Source organism: Streptomyces sp. NPDC002499, assembly GCF_053595415.1.
In genome coordinates, this window is record NZ_JBSFXO010000013.1 from 194,393 (window position 1) to 214,755 (window position 20,363).

The window sequence follows — 20,363 nt, forward strand, 5'->3', positions numbered from 1 at the left end:
GCGGGGAACTGCGCGACCAGCCACACTGAACCTGAAGCCGTCCACGACCAAGGACCGAAGATGACCCGCGTGATCGCAGGCGAAGCCGGCGGACGCCGCCTGGCCGTCCCGCCAGGGACCGGTACCCGCCCCACCTCCGACCGCGCCAAAGAAGGCCTCTTCTCGACCTGGCAGTCCCTCCTCGGCGCCCCCCTGGAGGGCGAACGAGTCCTTGATCTCTACGCCGGCTCGGGCGCCGTGGGCCTGGAAGCCCTGTCTCGTGGCGCCGGCCACACCCTCCTGGTCGAGGCGGACGCCAGAGCCGCCCGCACCATCAAGGAGAACGTCAAGAACCTCGGTCTCCCCGGCGCAGAGGTCCGCGCGGGCAAGGCCGAACAGATCATCCAGTCACCGGCGCCGGCAGACCCGTACGACCTGGTCTTCCTGGACCCGCCGTACGCCGTCACGGACGCCGATCTTCGGGAGATTCTCCTCACACTCCGCACCGGGGGCTGGCTCGCGCCGGACGCACTGGTCACCGTTGAGCGCAGCACCAGAGGCGGCGAATTCCGGTGGCCGGACGGATTCGAAGCGATCAGGGCCCGTCGCTACGGCGAGGGGACGTTTTGGTACGGTCGCGCCGCCTCTACGTGCGAAGACGCACGATGACCGGACCGGAGAGCGAGGGACCACAAGTGCGCCGTGCCGTCTGTCCCGGGTCGTTCGACCCGATCACCAATGGACACCTCGACATCATCTCCCGCGCCTCCCGCCTCTACGACGAGGTCTACGTCGCGGTGATGATCAACAAGTCCAAGAAGGGCCTGTTCGAGATCGAGGAGCGGATCGACCTGATCCGCGAGGTCACCGCCGACTACGGCAACGTACGCGTCGAGGCTTTTCACGGCCTCCTCGTCGACTTCTGCAAGCAGCGCGACATCCCGGCGATCGTCAAGGGACTGCGCGCCGTCAGCGACTTCGACTACGAGTTGCAGATGGCGCAGATGAACAACGGCCTGTCCGGCGTGGAGACCCTCTTCGTGCCGACCAACCCCACCTACAGCTTCCTCTCCTCCTCGCTGGTCAAGGAGGTGGCGACCTGGGGCGGTGATGTCTCGCACCTGGTGCCGCCGTTGGTCCTGGAGGCTCTGGACAAGCGCCTGCGCAAGGGCTGATGGGGCTACAGTCTTCCCGTCCGTCTCCAACCCAGCTGTAGAGAGTGGCGAGCACCGGTGGACGTACAGGTGGACGTGCAGAAGAAGCTCGACGAGATCGTGGCCTCGGTCTCGGGCGCCCGGTCCATGCCCATGTCGGCGTCGTGCGTGGTCAACCGCGCCGAACTGCTCGCGCAGCTCGAGGAGTTGCGCCAGGCCCTGCCCGGCTCGCTCGCCCAGGCCCAGGAGCTGATCGGCGACCGCGACCACATGGTCGAGTCGGCCCGCCAGGAGGCGGAGCAGATCATCCAGCACGCGCACGTTCAGCGTGGCTCCCTGATCTCCGACACCGAGATCGCCCGGCGCTCCCAGGCGGAGGCCGACCGCATCCTCAACGAGGCCCGCAAGGAGGCCGAGGACGTGCGCGCGGAGGCCGACGACTACGTCGACTCCAAACTCGCCAACTTCGAGGTCGTCCTCACCAAGACCCTCGGCTCGGTCGGCCGCGGCCGCGAGAAGCTGCTCGGCACCGGCCCCGGCCTGGACGAGCAGGGCTACGAGGACGAGGACGCTCCCGAGCGCAGCCACGACCCGGAGACCCTGCGCAAGGACGCCGACTCCTACGTGGACGTCAAGCTGGGCGCCTTCGAGGCGGTGCTCGCCAAGACCCTGGAGGCGGTCGGCCGCGGCCGGCAGAAGCTGCACGGCCGGATCGCCACCGACGACCTCGGCGCCCTGGCCGACGACCAGACGACCTTCCAGCACTCCAGCGACGCCGACTACCTGGCCGACCTCACCGCCCTCACCGAGCAGGAGAACGCCGCGGCGGCGCCTCAGCAGCCCGCCCAGCAGCAGGGCTACGCCGAGCCGCAGCCGGCGTACGGCTACCAGCAGCAGGCCGACCCCTACGCCGGCCAGTACCAGCAGCAGGGCTACGGCCAGCAGGACGCGTACGGCTATCAGCAGCAGGCCGACCCCTACGCATACCAGGGACAGGGCTACGACGCCCAGCAGCAGGCGTACGACCCGAACCAGGCCCAGCAGGCGCAGCAGGACCAGCAGTCCTACGCCCTGGACGAGACCAGCCTCTTCGACACCGGCATGATCACTCCGGAGCAGCTGCGGGCCTATGAACAGGGTCGCGGCCAGTAACGGACATCCGGATTGGGCCGAGAGCGAAAGGTCCAGTATCCTGGCTCTTCGGTCGCGTGTACGTCCGCGATCTGCGCTGCCCGGAGTCACCGATGGGCGGCGTCCCTCTGAGTTCTGAAGATCGAAAGCAGGAATGACCTCCAACGCACGCCTAGACCACCGCAACCCGCTCGTGTTCGACACTCACGAGCTCGGGCGGCGGCCCGGCGCGCTGCAGCGGCTGTCCCGCACGATCGACGCCCCGAAGGACCTCGGTCTCCAGGGGGTCATCGGAGTGCCGGAAGGCGCCCCGGTGGAGCTCGACCTCCGCCTCGAGTCGGTCATGGAAGGGGTGCTTGTCACAGGCACCGCCCGTGCACAGGCCGAGGGGGAGTGCGTAAGGTGTCTGGAGCCGCTCGAGCTGGCGCTCGTGGCGGAATTCCAGGAGATGTTCTCCTACCCCGACGCCGATGACCGGGGCCGCCCCAAGGCGGAGCCGGTCGACGACGCCGAGGAAGACGAGGACAGACTCTTCATCGAGGACGGCCTGTTCGACCTCGAACCCGTGCTGCGGGATGCGGTGGTGCTCGCACTGCCGATGCAGCCGGTGTGCCAGGACGACTGTCTGGGCCTGTGCTCCGAGTGCGGAGAACGGCTCACGGACGACCCGGACCACCACCACGACGCCGTCGACATCCGTTGGGCGGCACTGCAGGGACTCGCCGGTTCACTCGAAGACGGCGAGAAGGACAAGATGAGCGGCGACGAGCCTCGTTCAGCCCGTGCCGCCGAGAAGCAGGAGAAGTAGCCGTGGCTGTTCCGAAGCGGAAGATGTCGCGCAGCAACACGCGCCACCGCCGGTCGCAGTGGAAGGCTGCGGTCCCCAACCTGGTTGCGTGCGAGCGCTGCCACGAGCCCAAGCTGCAGCACATCGCGTGCCCGTCTTGCGGCACTTACAACAAGCGCCAGGTCCTCGAGGTCTGAGCGGCTGGTGAGAGGCACCGTGTCCACTGCCAAGAAGGCGGATGACGCCAAGGCGGACCCAACCGCCAGGAAAAAGTCGGACAACACGGCCTCGTCCCACACGCTTCTGGAAGGGCGGCTCGGCTATCAGCTCGAGTCCGCCCTTCTGGTGCGTGCGCTGACCCACCGTTCCTACGCGTACGAGAACGGCGGTCTGCCGACCAACGAACGGCTGGAGTTCCTCGGGGACTCCGTGCTCGGCCTCGTGGTCACGGACACGCTGTACACGACCCACCCCGACCTGCCCGAAGGCCAACTGGCCAAGTTGCGGGCCGCGGTGGTCAACTCTCGTGCACTGGCGGAGGTCAGTCGCGGTCTCGACCTGGGTTCCTTCATCCGGCTCGGCCGGGGTGAAGAGGGCACGGGCGGCCGGGACAAGGCGTCCATCCTCGCCGACACCCTTGAAGCGGTGATCGGCGCGGTCTATCTCGACCGAGGCCTCGACGCGGCTTCCGAACTGGTGCATCGCCTGTTCGATCCGCTCATCGAGAAGTCCTCGAACCTCGGAGCCGGCCTGGACTGGAAGACCAGTCTCCAGGAGCTCACCGCGACCGAAAGTCTCGGCGTGCCCGAGTACCTGGTCACGGAGACCGGCCCCGATCACGAGAAGACCTTCACTGCTGCCGCCCGCGTCGGAGGCGTCTCGTACGGCACCGGCACCGGCCGCAGCAAGAAGGAGGCGGAGCAGCAGGCCGCCGAGTCCGCATGGCGGTCCATCAGGGCCGACGCGGACCAGCGAGCCACGTTGGCGGTCGAGAAGGCCGCCGAGGAAGCTGCCGAGCTGGCGGCCGCACAGGCTGCCGAGCAGGAGGCCGAGAAGGCTGCCGAACCGGCAGTCGGCGAAGCCGCCGAGGAGGACGGGGAAGGCCCGTCGTCCGTCTCCGCCTGACGAACAGCGCCATCCCGAGCGCCCGTCCCCTCCGTGGGCCGGGCGCTCGGTTCATCCACAGCGGTTTTCCGGTACGGGAGTCCCGATGCCCGAGTTGCCCGAGGTCGAGGTCGTCCGGCGCGGCCTGGAGCGATGGGTCGCCCATCGTGTCGTCGCCGACGCCGAGGTGCTGCACCCGCGTGCCGTGCGCCGGCACATCGCCGGTGCCGACGACTTCACGCACCGCCTCAAGGGGCATCGCGTGGGCGTCCCCAGCCGTCGCGGCAAGTACCTGTGGCTGCCCCTGGAGGACACCCACCAGTCGGTTCTGGCGCACCTCGGCATGAGCGGCCAGCTCCTGGTCCAGCCGGACACCGCACCCGACGAGAAGCACCTCAGGATCCGCGTCCGCTTCGCCGACGACCTTGCCACGGAACTCCGGTTCGTCGACCAACGCACCTTCGGCGGACTGTCGTTGCACGACAACACCCCCGACGGACTGCCCGACGTCATCGCGCACATCGCCCGTGACCCCCTCGACCCGCTGTTCGACGACGAGGCGTTCCACCAGGCGCTGCGCCGCAAGCGCACGACCATCAAACGGGCCCTGCTGGACCAGTCGTTGATCAGCGGAGTCGGCAACATCTATGCGGACGAGGCCCTTTGGCGCGCCCGTGTCCACTACGAGCGCCCCACGGCCGGCTTCACGCGCCCGCGCACGGCCGAACTCCTGGGCCACGTAAGGGATGTGATGAACGCGGCGCTCGCCGTGGGCGGCACCAGCTTCGACAGCCTCTACGTCAACGTCAACGGCGAGTCCGGCTACTTCGACCGGTCGCTGGACGCGTACGGGCGTGAAGGTCTGCCGTGCAGGAGGTGCGGTACGCCGATGCGCCGGCGCCCGTGGATGAACCGGTCCAGCTACTTCTGCCCCACGTGTCAGAGGGCGCCGCGCGTCCCGTCGTAGCGCTCGCGGGCCGCGAGGACGTCGTCCATGCTGCCCTCGACGAAGTGGATGAGGCCGAGGAGGCGTTCGGCGACCCCGTGGCCGAGGGGGGTCAGCTCGTAGTCCACGCGGGGCGGGTTGGTCGGCTGGGCCTCGCGGTGCACCAGGCCGTCGCGCTCCAGCGCGTGCAGCGTCTGGGAGAGCATCTTCTCGCTGACGCCGTCGACGCGTCGGCGCAGCTCGTTGAAGCGCAGCGAGCCCTCGTACAGCGCCCCGAGGGTCAGTCCGCCCCAGCGTCCCGTGACGTGCTCCAGCGTCGTGCGCGAGGGGCACGCCTTCGCGAACACGCTGAACGGGAGGTCCCGTACGTCCGCGGGCTCCTGCGTGATGTCCATACCGTGAGCGTACTCGAAGGCAGCGCTAACCGTCAGTTAGCGCTGCCTTCGATGTGCGTCCACCGGGACACGTATCGGCTCTAGTAGCCGAAGTCCTGCGTCCACCAGGGGCCGCCCTCGCCGAAGTGCACGCCGACGCCCAGGGTCTTGAAGTCGCAGTTCAGGATGTTGGCCTTGTGGCCGGGGCTGTTCATCCAGGCCTCCATCACCGCGGCCGCGTCGGCCTGGCCGCGGGCGATGTTCTCGCCGCCGAGGCCGGTGATGCCCAGTGCCGCCGCGCGGTCCCACGGAGTGGCCCCGCTCGGGTCGGTGTGGTCGAAGAAGCCCTGTGCGGCCATCGCGTCGCTGAAGGCCGTGGCCAGGTCCGACAGCGCGCTGTTCGCGGCCACCGGGCTGCAGCCGGCTTTGCTCCGCTCGTCGTTGACCAGCTGGAGCACCTGCGCCTCGGCCGCGGCCTCCGCGGTGACCGTGATCGGGGAGGAGGTCTCCTTCGGCGGGGCCGGCTCCTTCGCCGAAGGCGTGGTGGTCGGCTTCTCGCTCGGTGTCTCCACCGGCTTCTCGGTCGGCTTCTTGGTCGGCGCGGCCGTCGACGGCGAGGTCGAGGGAACCGTGCTCGGCGAGGCCGCGCGGTCGGAGTCGCGGCTCGTCGAGGAGCCGTCGTCCCGGTTCTCCGCGCTGCCGGACGTGCCGCCCTGCTCGGTCGCGGAGTTGCTCGGCGTACCGACGGCCTGCGTCTTGTCGCCGCCGCCCCCGCCGCCGAGCTTGTAGTTCTCGAGCCCGGGCATCGAGCCCGTGGCGACCGCGACGGTGCCGATGGCGACCGCGGCCGAGACCCCGAGCAGACCGGACTTCACCGGCGTCACGGTCTTCTTGCGCCGCCGGTGCGAGCGGCCCCGCCCGGAGCCCCCGCCGGGCGAGCGCCCGTCGTCGGGGAAGACCGTGGCGAAGTCGTCCTCGTTGGCGAAGAGGTAGGCGGCGCTGCGCGCGGACGCCCTGGTCTGCGCCTCGCTGTCCGTGGCGGGGCCGGTCCCGAACGACTCCGGGGCCCCACCGCCGTAGGACTGCGGGCCTTCATAGCTGTACGAGTACTCCTGAGGGTCGTAGCCGCTCGTGTACGAGCCGTCCCTTGTAGTGACCCCCGTGGCGCGGCTCGTGGCGGCGCGGCCGGCGGCGGAGCGTCGGTGGCGTCCCATGTCCTTGCCTTCCTCGTTCTGCGGTCGAGCGGACCCATAGGACCTCGGGATCCGCGGAACCTCTGGGCCGTGGAATCTTCGCTGTGACCCGACTCACGCGATCTCACTCGATCGAGTGAGTTTCATATGAGATTCATTGGATGGGGACGGTACCGCATGGCGCCAGAGGAGGGAGTGCCCCGAGAGACATTGGCCGGTTAGGTTGCACTCATGAGCGAGGATGTGCGGCTGGTCGCCTGGGTGCGGGGACGGGTCCAAGGTGTGGGTTTCCGCTGGTTCACGCGGGCCAAGGCGCTGGAGCTCGGGTCCCTGAGTGGTTTTGCTCTCAATTTGGCGGACGGACGGGTTCAGGTGGTCGCCGAGGGTCCCCGTGAGGGGTGCGAGGGGCTCCTGGGGTGGCTCCAGGGTGACGACACGCCCGGGCGCGTGGACGGTGTCACCGAGATCTGGGACACACCCCGTGGGGGATACGACGGCTTCGCCATCCGTTGAGCCGGTTCTGTAAAGCGGCCCAGGCGGAAGCGGAGGGACATGCCACCGGCAGCTGCCCCGAGCAGAAATGGCCTGGTGGTTGTCAAGAACCCCGTGTCGTGGGAGGCTCCGCAGCTAAGAATGATCGAACGCCCTCAGGACCCCGCAGGAGTCGCGGCGCCGCCGTCTTCAGGCCGCCGACAGCGGGTTGCCCGTCAATACAGGGCGTGATCGTGTTGACCGTCAAACTTTTTGGTGAGACGCTGAAAACCCCGCGCACCTTAGCTGTTTGGCATGGAGAACGGCAGCACTATCTCAACAGTGCCAGGCACTGCGGGTGCGATTCCCTCACGACCCACACCGCTTCGGTCGGTCACTCAGTGTGGAGGACCATCCATCATGGCAAAGGCGCTTCTCGGTTACGTCGGCGGTTCCGACCCGCGACTCCTCGCCGAGATGCGACGGCTCCAGCAGCGCGTCCAGGACCTGGAATCCGAGCTCGGACGGATCCAGGCGGAGAACGACGCGCTGACGGCTGCCGCTTCTCACGACTCGCTTCTCGAGAGCATCGACGCACGCCAGGCGGAGCCTGCGCTCACCTGATCACTGCATCGCACCACGACAGCAGGGGTTCGGTGGCCCACATCAGCCGCTAAGTTGTCAGAGTTTGCAAGGGACGCTTCGGCGTCCCTTCTTTCTTTCCCCCGTCGCCCTCCACCCTCTTTAACGTTTGGTGTGCCCTGCACGTTCAACAGCGAAACCGCGGGGAACCGGACGTTCATGGAGTGAGATAGCGGCGGAAGGTAGAGTCCAGCGGCGTGCACCTCAAGGCCCTGACCCTCCGAGGGTTCAAGTCGTTCGCCTCGGCGACCACGCTCCGGTTCGAGCCGGGTATCACGTGTGTCGTCGGACCCAACGGCTCGGGCAAGTCCAACGTCGTGGACGCGCTCAGCTGGGTCATGGGCGAACAGGGCGCCAAGTCGCTGCGCGGCGGCAAGATGGAGGACGTCATCTTCGCCGGCACCACGGGGCGTCCGCCCTTGGGCCGCGCCGAGGTCTCCCTGACCATCGACAACTCCGACGGCGCGCTGCCCATCGAGTACGCCGAAGTCACCATCACGCGGATCATGTTCCGCAACGGCGGCAGCGAGTACCAGATCAACGGCGACACGTGTCGCCTCCTCGACATCCAGGAACTCCTGTCGGACTCCGGCATCGGCCGCGAGATGCACGTCATCGTCGGCCAGGGCCAGCTCGACTCAGTCCTGCACGCCGATCCCATGGGCCGCCGCGCCTTCATCGAGGAGGCGGCCGGCGTCCTCAAGCACCGCAAGCGCAAGGAGAAGGCGCTGCGCAAGCTGGACGCGATGCAGGCCAACCTCGCGCGCGTGCAGGACCTCACCGACGAACTGCGCCGCCAGCTCAAGCCACTTGGCCGGCAGGCCGCCGTCGCCCGCCGGGCCGCCGTCATCCAGGCCGACCTCCGCGACGCCCGCCTGCGCCTGCTCGCCGACGATCTCGTACGGCTGCGCTCCGCACTGCAGACCGAGGTCGCCGACGAAGCCGCGCTCAAGGAGCGCAAGGAAGCCGCCGAGTCGGAGCTGAAGAAGGCCCAGCAGCGCGAAGCCCTCCTCGAGGACGAGGTCCGGCAGCTCACCCCGCGGCTCCAGCGTGCCCAGCAGACCTGGTACGAACTCTCGCAGCTCGCCGAGCGGGTGCGCGGCACGATCTCGTTGGCCGACGCGCGCGTGAAGAGCGCCACCTCGGTGCCCCCGGAGGAGCGGCGCGGGCGCGACCCCGAGGACATGGAACGCGAGGCAGCCCGGATCCGCGAGCAGGAGGCCGAGCTCGAAGCGGCCCTGGAGGCGGCCGAGCGCGCGCTGGAGGACACGGTCGCGCACCGCTCCGACCTGGAGCGCGAGCTCATCCAGGAGGAACGGCGCCTGAAGGACGTGGCCCGTGCGATCGCCGACCGCCGCGAGGGCCTCGCCCGGCTGAACGGCCAGGTCAACGCGGCCCGTTCGCGCGCCGCCTCCGCCCAGGCCGAGATCGACCGCCTGGCCGCCGCCCGCGACGAGGCCCAGGAACGGGCCGTCACCGCCCAGGAGGAGTACGAGGCCCTCAAGGCGGAGGTCGACGGCCTGGACGCCGACGACGCGGAACTCGGCGAACAGCACAACACCGCCAAGCAGCGGCTGGCCGAGGCGGAATCGGCGCTGACGGCAGCCCGCGAGGCGACCACGGCGGCGGAACGCAAACGCGCCGCGACCCAGGCCCGCCACGAGGCCCTCGCACTGGGCCTGCGCCGCAAGGACGGCACCGGAATACTGCTGGGCGCGAAGGACCGCCTCACGGGCCTGCTCGGCCCGGCGGCGGAACTCCTCACGGTGACACCGGGTTACGAGGTGGCGCTTGCGGCGGCGTTCGGCGCGGCGGCGGACGCGATCGCGGTGACCTCCCCGTCGTCGGCGGCGGACGCGATCCGCCTGCTGCGCAAACAGGACGGCGGCAGGGCAGCGTTGCTGCTGGCAGGGGGCCCTGACGAGCCAACGTCAACTCCTATGCCCCCAAGGGGCGCGGGGAACGGCGCGACCAGCCACGACGAACCCGCAGCCGCCGCATCACAGAACACCCCCCTCTCTGCGGCGGAACTGGTCCGTGCCCCCTCCGACCTCATGCCGGCCATCCGCCGCCTCCTCGACCGCATCGTCGTGGTCAGCACCCTTGAGGACGCCGAGGAACTGGTCTACAGGCACCCGGAGTTGACCGCCGTCACCGCCGAAGGCGACCTGCTCGGCGCCCACTTCGCCCACGGCGGCTCCGCAGGCGCCCCCAGCCTCCTCGAAGTACAGGCCTCCGTGGACGAGGCAGCAGCCGAACTGGAAGACCTGGCAGTCCGCTGCGAGGAGTTGACCGAGACCCAGCACGCCGCGGCCGAGCAACGGAAAGAAGCCGCCGCCCAGGTCGAGGCGCTGGGGGAGCGACGCAGGGCCGCCGACCGCGAGAAGTCCGCCGTCGCACAACAGCTGGGCCGCCTGTCCGGCCAAGCCCGCGGAGCAGCCGGCGAGGCCGAACGGTCGACCGCCGCAGCCGCCCGCGCACAGGACGCCCTAGACAAGGCCCTCGAGGACGCCGAAGAACTCGCCGAACGGCTCGCCGTGGCCGAGGAGATGCCCGTCGAGGAGGAACCCGACACCTCCGTACGGGACCGTCTCGCCGCCGACGGCGCCAACGCCCGCCAGACCGAGATGGAGGCCCGCCTCCAGGTCCGTACGCACGAAGAACGGGTGAAAGGGCTCGCCGGCCGCGCCGACTCCCTCGACCGCGCCGCCCGCGCCGAACGCGAGGCCCGCGCGCGTGCCGAGCAGCGCCGCGCCCGGCTGCGCCACGAGGCCGCCGTCGCCGAGGCCGTCGCCTCCGGTGCGCGTCAGCTGCTCCTGCACGTGGAGGTGTCGCTCGGCCGGGCCGATCAGGAGCGGACCGCCGCCGACGCGGCCAAGGCGCGGCGCGAGCAGGAGCTGACCGTCGCCCGCACCACCGGCCGCGACCTCAAGGGCGAGCTCGACAAGCTGACGGACTCCGTGCACCGCGGCGAGGTGCTCGGCGCCGAGAAGCGGATGCGGATCGAGCAGCTGGAGACCAAGGCGCTGGAGGAGCTCGGCATCGAACCGGCCGGGCTGGTCGAGGAGTACGGCCCCCACCAGCTCGTACCGCCCTCGCTCGCCGCCGAGGGCGAGGAGCTCCCGGACGACCCCGAGCATCCGCGCAACTTGCCGAAGACCTTTCACCGGGCCGAGCAGGAGAAGCGGCTCAAGGCGGCCGAGCGGGCGTACCAGCAGCTCGGCAAGGTGAATCCGCTCGCGCTGGAGGAGTTCTCCGCGCTGGAGGAGCGTCACAAGTTCCTCAGCGAGCAGCTCGAGGACCTGAAGAAGACCCGCGCCGACCTGCTCCAGGTGGTGAAGGAGGTCGACGAGCGCGTCGAGCAGGTGTTCACCGAGGCATACCGGGACACGGCCCTGCAGTTCGAGGGCGTCTTCAGCCGGCTGTTCCCGGGGGGCGAGGGGCGGTTGATCCTCACCGATCCCGACAACATGCTGACCACGGGCGTGGACGTGGAGGCCCGCCCGCCGGGCAAGAAGGTCAAGCGGCTGAGCCTGCTCTCCGGTGGCGAGCGCTCACTCACCGCCGTAGCGTTGCTGGTGTCGATCTTCAAAGCTCGACCCAGCCCCTTCTACGTCATGGACGAGGTCGAGGCCGCCCTCGACGACACCAACCTCCAGCGACTGATCCGGATCATGCAGGAGCTGCAGGAGGCGTCACAGCTCATCGTGATCACGCACCAGAAGCGGACGATGGAGGTCGCCGATGCCCTGTACGGCGTCTCCATGCAGGGCGACGGGGTCTCGAAGGTCATCAGCCAGCGACTGCGCTGAAGCCGTTCCTTCAAATCTTGAACACAAACCCCTCACGGGTGGGCTGATATCTCACATTCATCGCCCATTGACTTCGAAACTTGAAGGCATAGTCTCGGCAACGTCGTTTTTACTTGCAGATGCCACCGATCTGGCATGGTCCCCATTCGGCAGTGTTGCCGGTGGCCCGAGGAGTACACGTGACCAGCACCGCTGAGGCCCCCAAGTCAGGAGCCGGACCGGCTCACCCCGAGCATCTCGGGCACGTCATCTTCATCGCGGCGGCGGCCGCGATGGGCGGTTTCCTGTTCGGCTACGACAGTTCCGTGATCAACGGCGCCGTCGAGGCCATCCGGGACCGCTACGACATCGGCTCCGCGGCCCTGGCGCAGGTCATCGCCATCGCCCTGATCGGCTGTGCCATCGGCGCGGCGACCGCGGGCCGGATCGCCGACCGCATCGGCCGTATCCGCTGTATGCAGATCTCCGCCGTGCTGTTCACCATCAGCGCCGTCGGCTCCGCGCTGCCCTTCGCGCTCTGGGACCTCGCCTTCTGGCGGATCATCGGCGGCTTCGCCATCGGTATGGCCTCCGTGATCGGCCCCGCCTACATCGCCGAGGTCTCCCCGCCGGCCTACCGCGGCCGGCTCGGCTCCTTCCAGCAGGCCGCGATCGTCATCGGCATCGCGATCTCGCAGCTGGTCAACTGGGGTCTGCTGAACGCCGCCGACGGCGACCAGCGCGGCAAGCTCATGGGCCTGGAAGCCTGGCAGGTCATGCTCGGCGTCATGGTGATCCCGGCCGTCCTGTACGGCCTGCTCTCCTTCGCGATCCCCGAGTCCCCGCGCTTCCTGATCTCCGTCGGCAAGATCGACCGCGCCCACACCGTGCTGCGTGAGGTCGAGGGCGACGACATCGACCTGGACGCCCGCGTCGCCGAGATCGAGCACGCGATGAAGAGCGAGCACAAGTCGACCTTCAAGGACCTGCTCGGCGGTGGCGGCTTCTTCTTCAAGCCGATCGTCTGGGTCGGCATCGGCCTCTCGGCCTTCCAGCAGCTCGTCGGCATCAACGTCGCGTTCTACTACTCCTCGACGCTGTGGCAGTCGGTCGGCGTCGACCCCACGGAGTCGTTCTTCTACTCCTTCACCACGTCGATCGTGAACATCATCGGCACCGTGATCGCCATGATCTTCGTGGACCGCATCGGCCGTAGGCCGCTGGCCCTCATCGGCTCGGTCGGCATGGTCGTCGGCCTCGCGCTGGAGGCCTGGGCCTTCTCCTTCGACCTCGTCGACGGCAAGCTGCCCAGCGCCCAGGGCTGGACCGCGCTGATCGCGGCCCACGTCTTCGTCCTCTTCTTCGCCCTGTCCTGGGGTGTCGTGGTCTGGGTCTTCCTCGGCGAGATGTTCCCCAGCCGGATCCGCGCCGCGGCCCTCGGTGTCGCCGCCTCCGCGCAGTGGATCGCCAACTGGGCCATCACCGCGAGCTTCCCGTCCCTGGCCGACTGGAACCTCTCCGCGACCTACGTGATCTACACGGTCTTCGCCGCGCTCTCCATTCCGTTCGTCCTCAAGTTCGTCAAGGAGACGAAGGGCAAGAAGCTGGAGGAGATGGGCTGACCCGGCTCAGCCGAGCCGCGGCAGCACCTCGTCGCAGAACAGCCGCAGACTCCGCCATCCCTCCTCCACCGGCATCCCGCCCGCCAGCGGATGCAGTACGAGGTTGTCGAGCCCCTGCTCGACGACCTCGTCCGGCGTGAGGATCCGGTACACGCCCTCGGCGCGCAGTCCGTCGACGTCCGTCGCCCCGGACTTCACCGCCGACCGGATCTCGCCGGACTGCCAGGAGGCGTACGTCCGCGCCTCGTGCAGGAAGTGCTCGCCGTACTGGGCCCAGGCCCGGTCGGGGTCCTCGGCGATGTGCAGCAGGGGCGTCTCGGCGGTCGGCATCATGGTCCAGCCCTCGGTGCCGTACTCGACCAGCCGTTCCTTGTAGTAGGCCTCCAGCTCCGGCAGGTGCGCGCTGGGGAAGAAGGGCAGGCCCAGGCGGGCGGCGCGGCGGGCGGCGGCCTTCGAGGAGCCGCCCACCAGGAGCAGCGGGTGCGGCTCGGTCGCCGGGCGCGGGGTGACCCGTACCGTGCGGCCGCGGTACTCGAACTCCTCGCCGGTCCAGGCCTTGAGCAGGGTCTCCAGGAGTTCGTCCTGGAGCTTGCCGCGGCGCTTCCAGTCCACGTCGAACTGGGCGTACTCCTCGGGCCGGTAGCCGATGCCGGCGACCGTCACCAGCCGGCCGCCGCTGAGCAGGTCGAGCACCGCGATGTCCTCGGCCAGCCGGAGCGGGTCGTGCAGCGGGCCGATGATCGCGGAGACGGTGACCGCGATCGTGCGGGTCGCGCCGAACACCGTGGCCGCGAAGGCGAACGGCGAGGGCAGCCAGTTGTTGGCGACGCCGTGGTGCTCCTCCGTCTGCACGGTGGTGACCCCGCGCTCGTCCGCGTACGCGGCCATCTCCACGGCCGCCCGGTAGCGGGCGCCGAGGGAGGAGGGGGTGGCGTCGGGTTCGACGAGGTTGAAACGGACGACCGTGACGGGCATGGGATCCCCTTCGCCGGGCGGATGTGCGGGGGACGGTAGCTGACGGAGCGTCAGACAGCCAGAGTCGTGGGCCCTCAGGTCACGATCGGTGCGGTGGGCGGTCCGGGCCGTACAGGCACTGAGCACGGCGAAGACCCATGGCCGATACTGGGTGGGTTATGGAAACCGTCATCCTTGCTGTAGTCATCGCCGTGGTCGTGCTCGGTGCGATCGGCGGGCTCGTCGTCGGCAGCCGGCGCAAGAAGCCGCTGCCCCCGCCGCCCACCTCCGTGCCCGACATCACCGCCCCGCCGGCCGAGCCGCACGTCGGCGACGAGGCCGAGACGCCGCGCGACGAACCGCGCCGGACCATAGAGGAGGTGGATCTGCCGGGGTCCTCGGCGCCCGTCGCCGTCGAGGAGCCGCCCGCGGGCCCCGATCTCACGTCCCCGGAGATCGAGGTCCCCGAGCCGACCGCCGGACGCCTCGTCCGGCTGCGCTCGCGCCTCTCCCGCTCCCAGAACGCCCTGGGCAAGGGGCTGCTCACGCTGCTGTCGCGCGAGCACCTCGACGAGGACACCTGGGAGGAGATCGAGGACATCCTGCTCACCGCCGACGTCGGCGTGCAGCCCACCCAGGAGCTGGTCGACGGCCTGCGGGCGCGTGTGAAGGTGCTCGGCACCCGCACCCCCGACGAGCTGCGCTCGCTGCTGCGCGAGGAGCTGCTCAAGCTGGTCGGCACCGACGTCGACCGGGTCGTGAAGACCGAGCCCGAGGACCGCAAGCCCGGCATCGTGATGGTCGTGGGGGTCAACGGCACCGGCAAGACCACCACCACCGGCAAGCTCGCCCGGGTCCTGGTGGCCGACGGCAACAGCGTCGTGCTGGGCGCGGCCGACACCTTCCGGGCCGCCGCCGCCGACCAGTTGCAGACCTGGGGCGAGCGGGTCGGCGCCTACACCGTGCGCGGGCCCGAGGGCGGCGACCCCGCCTCCGTCGCCTTCGACGCGGTCAAGGAGGGCAAGGAGATGGGGGCCGACGTCGTCCTCATCGACACCGCCGGGCGACTGCACACCAAGACCGGCCTGATGGACGAGCTCGGCAAGGTGAAGCGGGTCGTCGAGAAGCAGGCGCCGCTGGACGAGGTGCTGCTCGTCCTGGACGCGACGACCGGGCAAAACGGCCTCGTCCAGGCCCGCGTGTTCGCCGAGGTCGTCGACGTCACCGGCATCGTCCTCACCAAGCTCGACGGCACCGCCAAGGGCGGCATCGTGATCGCCGTCCAGCGCGAACTGGGCGTACCGGTCAAGCTGGTCGGCCTGGGCGAGGGCGCGGACGACCTGGCGCCCTTCGAGCCGGAGGCGTTCGTGGATGCGCTTATCGGGGACTGACCCGCACACACCGCATACGGCTTCAGTGAGTCGATGCGTACGGCAAAGAAGCGCCCGCCCCCGAGATGCAGTCAGGGACGGGCGCTTCGCCTTTTTGCGCCTGAACCGGCGCGGCTCTCGCGGATCGGGTGCTCGCCGTCGTGGTTCCTCAATTGATGGTTGCGGTCGCCACCGGTGAAGAGAAGGAGTCGGCGGGACGGCGCGGATGCGCTGTGACCCCTGCTCCTGGCCGGAGGCCTACGCCCCCGAGCGGTGGGCCACGTACGCCAGGGTGCCCAGCAGCAGGCGGGCCTGCGGGGGGCGGGTCGCCGCGTCCAGGGCCGGCGGGCGCAGCCAGTGGACCGGGCCGAGGCCGCCGCGGTCGGACGGCGGGGCCGTGATGTACGTGCCGGGGCCCAGGCCCCGCAGGTCGAGCGAGCTGGGGTCGTCCCAGCCCATGCGGTAGAGCAGCTCGGGGAGTTCGGCGGCGGCGCCGGGGGCGACGAAGAAGTGGGCGCGGCCCTCGGGGGTCGCGGCGACCGGGCCGACGGGCAGGCCCATGCGCTCCAGGCGGATCAGGGCGCGGCGCCCGGCGGGTTCGGCCACCTCGATGACGTCGAAGGCGCGGCCGACGGCCAGCATGACCGACGCTCCCGGGAACTCCGCCCAGGCCTTGGTGACTTCGTCGAGCGTGGCGCCGGCCGGTACCTGGGGCGCGAACTCCAGTGGATGCGCGCCCGGTTCGGGACAGTCCCGGCGCCCGCACGAGCAGGCGCCACCCGCGGCCCGCGCGCCTCGTACCACGTCCCAGCCCCACAGGCCGGTGAACTCGGCGACGGCCGTGCACTCGAAGGAGCGGCCGCGCCGACGCGTGCCGGAGCGGATCTCCCGGATGCCGCCGATCGTGAAGCCCATGCCCCCTCCAACGTGTCCGACGCGTCGGTGGTTACGACGCGGATGCGGAACGTGACTCTGTGTTCCCTCGTGCTTCTCGCTTCCCTGTGCCGCGTGGTCCAGGCGGCGCTCGGGTGTGCCCCAGGTGGTGAATTCGGCAGTGCGCGCCCCTGAGTGCACCGCTCCGCCGACTCCCGGTCGTCCTATGTCAAGTGAATCGTGCGAGGGCGACCGTAGGTTCATTCGAAGGGGTGGCGAATGGTGGCGTTTCCGGGATCGCCATGGCTGGAGCGGTGATCGTAGGATTACTTTGAGTGCACGGGTCCTGGGGGCACATGCACTCGTGGGTATGCCGGAGGCAACTCGGCTTTCCGTTCGAAGGGTGACAACCGGCAGACGGAAGGCCGTATTTACCGGCATTCTGATAAGGCTTGGCGCACTCAGCGACAAGTGGTCTCAGGGATGGGGGCGTTCCAGTGAGCGGCAACGGCGGAAGCGGGACAACCGCGACCAGCACGGAGAAGCTGCCCAACGAGCTGCTCACGTCGTGGTTCGTGCGCAGCGGCTGGTCGAAGGGCGAGCTCGCCCGCCAAGTCAACCGCAGGGCACGCCAGTTGGGCGCCAACCACATCTCGACGGACACTTCGCGCGTGCGCCGCTGGCTGGACGGTGAGAACCCCCGCGAACCCATCCCCAGGATCCTGTCCGAGCTGTTCTCCGAGCGCTTCGGCTGTGTGGTCTCCGTCGAGGACCTCGGCCTGCGCGCGGCCCGCCAGTCACCCTCCGCGACCGGTGTCGACCTGCCCTGGACGGGCCCGCAGACGGTGGCCCTGCTCAGCGAGTTCTCGCGCAGCGACCTGATGCTGGCCCGGCGCGGCTTCCTCGGAACCTCGCTGGCCCTGTCCGCGGGCCCGTCCCTCATCGAGCCGATGCAGCGCTGGCTGGTGCCCTCGCAGCACACCCCCCAGTCGGCCCAGGCCGAGTCGCTCGCCGCGAGCCGGCGCGGCGGCCGGCTGTCCCGGCCCGAGCTGGAGCTGCTGGAGTCCACCACGGTGATGTTCCGCCAGTGGGACGCCCAGTGCGGCGGCGGACTGCGCCGCAAGGCGGTCGTCGGCCAGCTGCACGAGGTCACGGACCTGCTCCAGGAGCCCCAGCCCGACTCCACCACCAGGACGCTGTTCAAGGTCGCCGCCGAACTGGCGGAGCTGGCCGGCTGGATGTCGTACGACGTCGGGCTCCAGCCGACCGCGCAGAAGTACTTCGTCCTCGCCCTGCACGCCGCCAAGGAGGCGGGCGACAAACCGCTCGGCTCGTACGTCCTGTCCAGCATGAGCCGCCAGATGATCCACCTCGGCCGGCCCGACGACGCGCTGGAGCTGATCCACCTCGCGCAGTACGGCAGCCGGGACTGCGCGAGCCCGCGCACCCAGTCCATGCTGTATGCGATGGAGGCCCGCGCCTACGCCAACATGGGGCAGCCCGGCAAGTGCAAGCGGGCGGTCCGGATGGCCGAGGACACCTTCGCCGACGTGCACGACTGGGACGAGCCGGAGTCCGACTGGATCCGCTTCTTCTCCGAGGCCGAACTGCACGGCGAGAACAGCCACTCCTTCCGCGACCTGGCCTACGTGGCCGGCCGCAGCCCCACCTACGCCTCGCTGGCCGAGCCCGTGATGCGGCGGGCCGTCGACCTGTTCGCCAAGGACAGCGAGCACCAGCGGTCGTACGCACTGAACCTGATCGGCATGGCCACCGTGCACCTGCTCCAGCGCGAGCCCGAGCGGAGCACGGTTCTGGTCGAGGAAGCCATGCACGTAGCCAAGAAGGTCCGCTCGGAGCGCGTCAACACTCGTATTCGAAAGACGGTCGACACGGCCGTCCGCGACTTCGGCGACCTCGCCGAGGTCATCGACCTCACCGACAAGCTCGCCATCGAGCTGCCGGAGACCGCCGAAGCGGTCTGAGAACCGGCGCAGCCCCAGAACCCCGGCCGCGGCCGGCCCTCCCGAACTGCCCGACTCGGCTCCCCCATGCCAGGTCATCGGAAGGCCGACCGCGGCCGGTTTCCTTCCTCCGCGGAAGGTTGCGCCACGATAACGATCGCTCCGGCGAACATCTGCCAGTTCATCGACGCGTAACACGCAGGACGCCTTCGTCACGGCAGCGAAACATCGAGGGGCTTCGACGGAAACCGCGCTGCGCCAATCTCATGGCGCATAACCGGCCCACCCCTCATGACCGCTCAGGCTTCGCCCGCACGGGGCCGTACCAACGACGAGGAGACGCCGATGGCACCAGCCATCACGCTTGCCGCAGACAAGTTGTCTGCCGCCAACACAGGCTTCATGCTTATCTGTTCCGCCCTGGTGCTGATCATGACCCCGGGCCTCGCCTTCTTCTACGGAGGCATGGTCCGCGTCAAGAGCACGCTCAACATGCTGATGATGAGCTTCATCAGCATCGGGATCGTCACGATCCTGTGGGTGCTCTACGGCTTCTCCATGTCGTTCGGAACCGACCACGGCTCGCTGATCGGCTGGGAATCCGACTTCGTCGGCTTCAGCGGCATCGACAAGATGGACATCTGGTCGGGGTACACGATCCCGGTCTTCGTCTTCGCCGTCTTCCAGATGATGTTCGCGATCATCACGCCGGCCCTGATAAGCGGCGCGATCGCCGACCGCGTGAAGTTCACCGCCTGGTCGCTCTTCGTCGTGCTGTGGGCGACGATCGTGTACTTCCCGGTCGCGCACTGGGTCTGGGGCACCGGCGGCTGGGCCTTCGAGCTCGGTGTGATCGACTTCGCCGGTGGTACGGCGGTCCACATCAACGCGGGTGCCGCGGCGCTCGGCGTGATCCTCGTCATCGGCAAGCGCACCGGCTTCAAGCGTGACCCGATGCGCCCGCACAGCCTCCCGCTGGTCATGCTCGGCGCCGGTCTCCTGTGGTTCGGCTGGTTCGGCTTCAACGCCGGCTCGTGGCTCGGCAACGACGACGGCGTCGGCCCGCTGATGTTCGTCAACACGCAGATCGCCACCGCCGCCGCCATGCTCGCCTGGCTCGCCTACGAGAAGATCCGCCACGGCGCGTTCACCACCCTGGGCGCCGCCTCCGGCGCGGTCGCCGGTCTGGTCGCCATCACCCCGTCCGGCGGTGCGGTCAGCCCGCTCGGCGCGATCGCGGTCGGCGTCATCGCCGGTGTCGCCTGCGCCGCGGCCGTCGGCCTCAAGTACCGCTTCAACTACGACGACTCGCTCGACGTGGTCGGCGTCCACATGGTCGGCGGTGTCGTCGGCTCCCTGCTCATCGGCTTCTTCGCCAGCGGCAAGGGCCAGTCCGACGTCGAGGGCCTCTTCTACGGCGGCGGCCTCGACCAGTTCTGGAAGCAGTGCGCCGGTGTCTTCGCCGTCCTGGCCTACTCCCTGATCGCGTCCGCGATCCTCGCGTTCCTCATCGACAAGACCATCGGTATGCGGGTCAGCGAGGACGAGGAGATCTCGGGCATCGACCAGGCCGAGCACGCCGAGACCGCATACGACTTCAGCGGCGCCGGCGGTGGCATCGGCAGCGGCGCGCTGGCCGCCGCGGAGACGAAGAAGGTGGACGCATGAAGCTCATCACCGCCGTCGTGAAGCCGCACCGGCTCGACGAGATCAAGGAAGCCCTCCAGGCCTTCGGAGTCCACGGCCTGACGGTCACCGAGGCCAGCGGCTACGGTCGTCAGCGGGGCCACACCGAGGTCTACCGCGGTGCCGAGTACACGGTCGACCTGGTACCGAAGATCCGTATCGAGGTACTGGCCGAGGACGACGACACCGAGCAGCTGATCGACGTCATCGTCAAGGCCGCCCGCACCGGCAAGATCGGTGACGGCAAGGTCTGGTCCCTCCCGGTCGAGACGGCCGTACGCGTCCGGACCGGCGAGCGCGGACCGGACGCGCTCTAAAAGAA

Annotated in this window: 19 protein-coding genes; 15 read left to right on the top strand and 4 right to left on the bottom strand. The window is 69.4% G+C overall.

Translation table 11 applies throughout. The annotated features are described in order from the left end of the window. Positions 1-60: 60 nt before the first annotated feature. The 7 genes from rsmD (at position 61) to mutM (ending at position 5,122) form a co-directional block, all read left to right on the top strand. Positions 61-648 carry a 16S rRNA (guanine(966)-N(2))-methyltransferase RsmD gene (rsmD, locus tag ACWD5F_RS34215; protein WP_451260236.1) on the top strand — a complete coding sequence of 196 codons (588 nt, stop codon included), beginning with the start codon at positions 61-63 and terminating at the stop codon, positions 646-648. A 26-nt stretch (positions 649-674) separates the two neighbouring features. Beyond that, on the top strand, positions 675-1,154 hold the full coding sequence (coaD, locus tag ACWD5F_RS34220; RefSeq protein WP_280880318.1) for a pantetheine-phosphate adenylyltransferase: 480 nt from the start codon (positions 675-677) through the stop codon (positions 1,152-1,154). A 69-nt stretch (positions 1,155-1,223) separates the two neighbouring features. Beyond that, complete coding sequence (locus tag ACWD5F_RS34225; protein WP_451260350.1) at positions 1,224-2,285, top strand: DivIVA domain-containing protein; 1,062 nt, start codon at positions 1,224-1,226, stop codon at positions 2,283-2,285. 133 nt (positions 2,286-2,418) lie between these two features. Beyond that, positions 2,419-3,072 carry a YceD family protein gene (locus ACWD5F_RS34230; RefSeq protein WP_401722748.1) on the top strand — a complete coding sequence of 218 codons (654 nt, stop codon included), beginning with the start codon at positions 2,419-2,421 and terminating at the stop codon, positions 3,070-3,072. A gap of 2 nt (positions 3,073-3,074) precedes the next feature. After that, the gene (gene rpmF / locus ACWD5F_RS34235; protein ID WP_073491177.1) at positions 3,075-3,248 is read left to right on the top strand and encodes a 50S ribosomal protein L32; all 174 of its coding nucleotides are present in this window, start codon (positions 3,075-3,077) and stop codon (positions 3,246-3,248) included. 7 nt (positions 3,249-3,255) lie between these two features. After that, a complete protein-coding gene (rnc, locus tag ACWD5F_RS34240; protein WP_451260237.1) occupies positions 3,256-4,176 on the top strand; it encodes a ribonuclease III in 921 nt (306 codons plus the stop codon). Positions 4,177-4,261: 85 nt separating this feature from the next. After that, complete coding sequence (gene mutM, locus ACWD5F_RS34245) at positions 4,262-5,122, top strand: bifunctional DNA-formamidopyrimidine glycosylase/DNA-(apurinic or apyrimidinic site) lyase (RefSeq protein ID WP_451260238.1); 861 nt, start codon at positions 4,262-4,264, stop codon at positions 5,120-5,122. Here mutM and ACWD5F_RS34250 read toward each other — a convergent pair. Both ACWD5F_RS34250 and ACWD5F_RS34255 read right to left on the bottom strand, forming a co-directional pair. Then, positions 5,095-5,496 carry a winged helix-turn-helix transcriptional regulator gene (locus ACWD5F_RS34250; RefSeq protein WP_451260239.1) on the bottom strand — a complete coding sequence of 134 codons (402 nt, stop codon included), beginning with the start codon at positions 5,494-5,496 and terminating at the stop codon, positions 5,095-5,097. The two genes, mutM and ACWD5F_RS34250, sit on opposite strands and share 28 nt — an antisense overlap. Before the next feature lie 80 nt (positions 5,497-5,576). Then, complete coding sequence (locus ACWD5F_RS34255) at positions 5,577-6,689, bottom strand: CAP domain-containing protein (protein ID WP_451260240.1); 1,113 nt, start codon at positions 6,687-6,689, stop codon at positions 5,577-5,579. Positions 6,690-6,899: 210 nt separating this feature from the next. On the opposite strand from ACWD5F_RS34255, the gene ACWD5F_RS34260 reads away from it, so the two are divergent. From ACWD5F_RS34260 to ACWD5F_RS34275, 4 genes are all read left to right on the top strand, one after another. Further along, positions 6,900-7,181 (top strand): acylphosphatase, encoded by a 282-nt coding sequence (locus tag ACWD5F_RS34260; RefSeq protein WP_123997486.1) that lies wholly within the window; start codon positions 6,900-6,902, stop codon positions 7,179-7,181. A gap of 378 nt (positions 7,182-7,559) precedes the next feature. Beyond that, the gene (locus tag ACWD5F_RS34265) at positions 7,560-7,763 is read left to right on the top strand and encodes a hypothetical protein (protein WP_079659246.1); all 204 of its coding nucleotides are present in this window, start codon (positions 7,560-7,562) and stop codon (positions 7,761-7,763) included. Between the two features lie 215 nt (positions 7,764-7,978). Continuing rightward, positions 7,979-11,593, top strand: a complete 3,615-nt coding sequence (smc, locus tag ACWD5F_RS34270) for a chromosome segregation protein SMC (RefSeq protein WP_451260241.1) — start codon at positions 7,979-7,981, stop codon at positions 11,591-11,593. 179 nt (positions 11,594-11,772) lie between these two features. Continuing rightward, on the top strand, positions 11,773-13,194 hold the full coding sequence (locus ACWD5F_RS34275) for a sugar porter family MFS transporter (protein WP_451260242.1): 1,422 nt from the start codon (positions 11,773-11,775) through the stop codon (positions 13,192-13,194). 6 nt (positions 13,195-13,200) lie between these two features. On the opposite strand, the gene ACWD5F_RS34280 is transcribed toward ACWD5F_RS34275, so the two are convergent. Beyond that, positions 13,201-14,169: an LLM class flavin-dependent oxidoreductase gene (locus tag ACWD5F_RS34280; RefSeq protein WP_401722767.1), complete on the bottom strand. Its 969-nt coding sequence runs from the start codon at positions 14,167-14,169 to the stop codon at positions 13,201-13,203. Between the two features lie 158 nt (positions 14,170-14,327). Here ACWD5F_RS34280 and ftsY point away from each other — a divergent pair, with 158 nt between their 5' ends. Beyond that, entirely contained in the window at positions 14,328-15,539 is a 1,212-nt protein-coding gene (ftsY, locus tag ACWD5F_RS34285) for a signal recognition particle-docking protein FtsY (protein ID WP_401722769.1), read from the top strand. Between the two features lie 237 nt (positions 15,540-15,776). On the opposite strand, the gene ACWD5F_RS34290 is transcribed toward ftsY, so the two are convergent. After that, a complete protein-coding gene (locus ACWD5F_RS34290; RefSeq protein ID WP_401722772.1) occupies positions 15,777-16,433 on the bottom strand; it encodes a bifunctional DNA primase/polymerase in 657 nt (218 codons plus the stop codon). A gap of 455 nt (positions 16,434-16,888) precedes the next feature. Here ACWD5F_RS34290 and nsdA point away from each other — a divergent pair, with 455 nt between their 5' ends. From nsdA to ACWD5F_RS34305, 3 genes are all read left to right on the top strand, one after another. Beyond that, positions 16,889-18,376: a transcriptional repressor NsdA gene (gene nsdA / locus ACWD5F_RS34295; protein WP_451260243.1), complete on the top strand. Its 1,488-nt coding sequence runs from the start codon at positions 16,889-16,891 to the stop codon at positions 18,374-18,376. Positions 18,377-18,700: 324 nt separating this feature from the next. Continuing rightward, positions 18,701-20,023, top strand: a complete 1,323-nt coding sequence (locus tag ACWD5F_RS34300) for an ammonium transporter (protein WP_401722776.1) — start codon at positions 18,701-18,703, stop codon at positions 20,021-20,023. Then, entirely contained in the window at positions 20,020-20,358 is a 339-nt protein-coding gene (locus ACWD5F_RS34305) for a P-II family nitrogen regulator (RefSeq protein ID WP_123997477.1), read from the top strand. The genes ACWD5F_RS34300 and ACWD5F_RS34305 overlap by 4 nt, the downstream gene beginning before the upstream one ends. Positions 20,359-20,363: the final 5 nt, after the last annotated feature.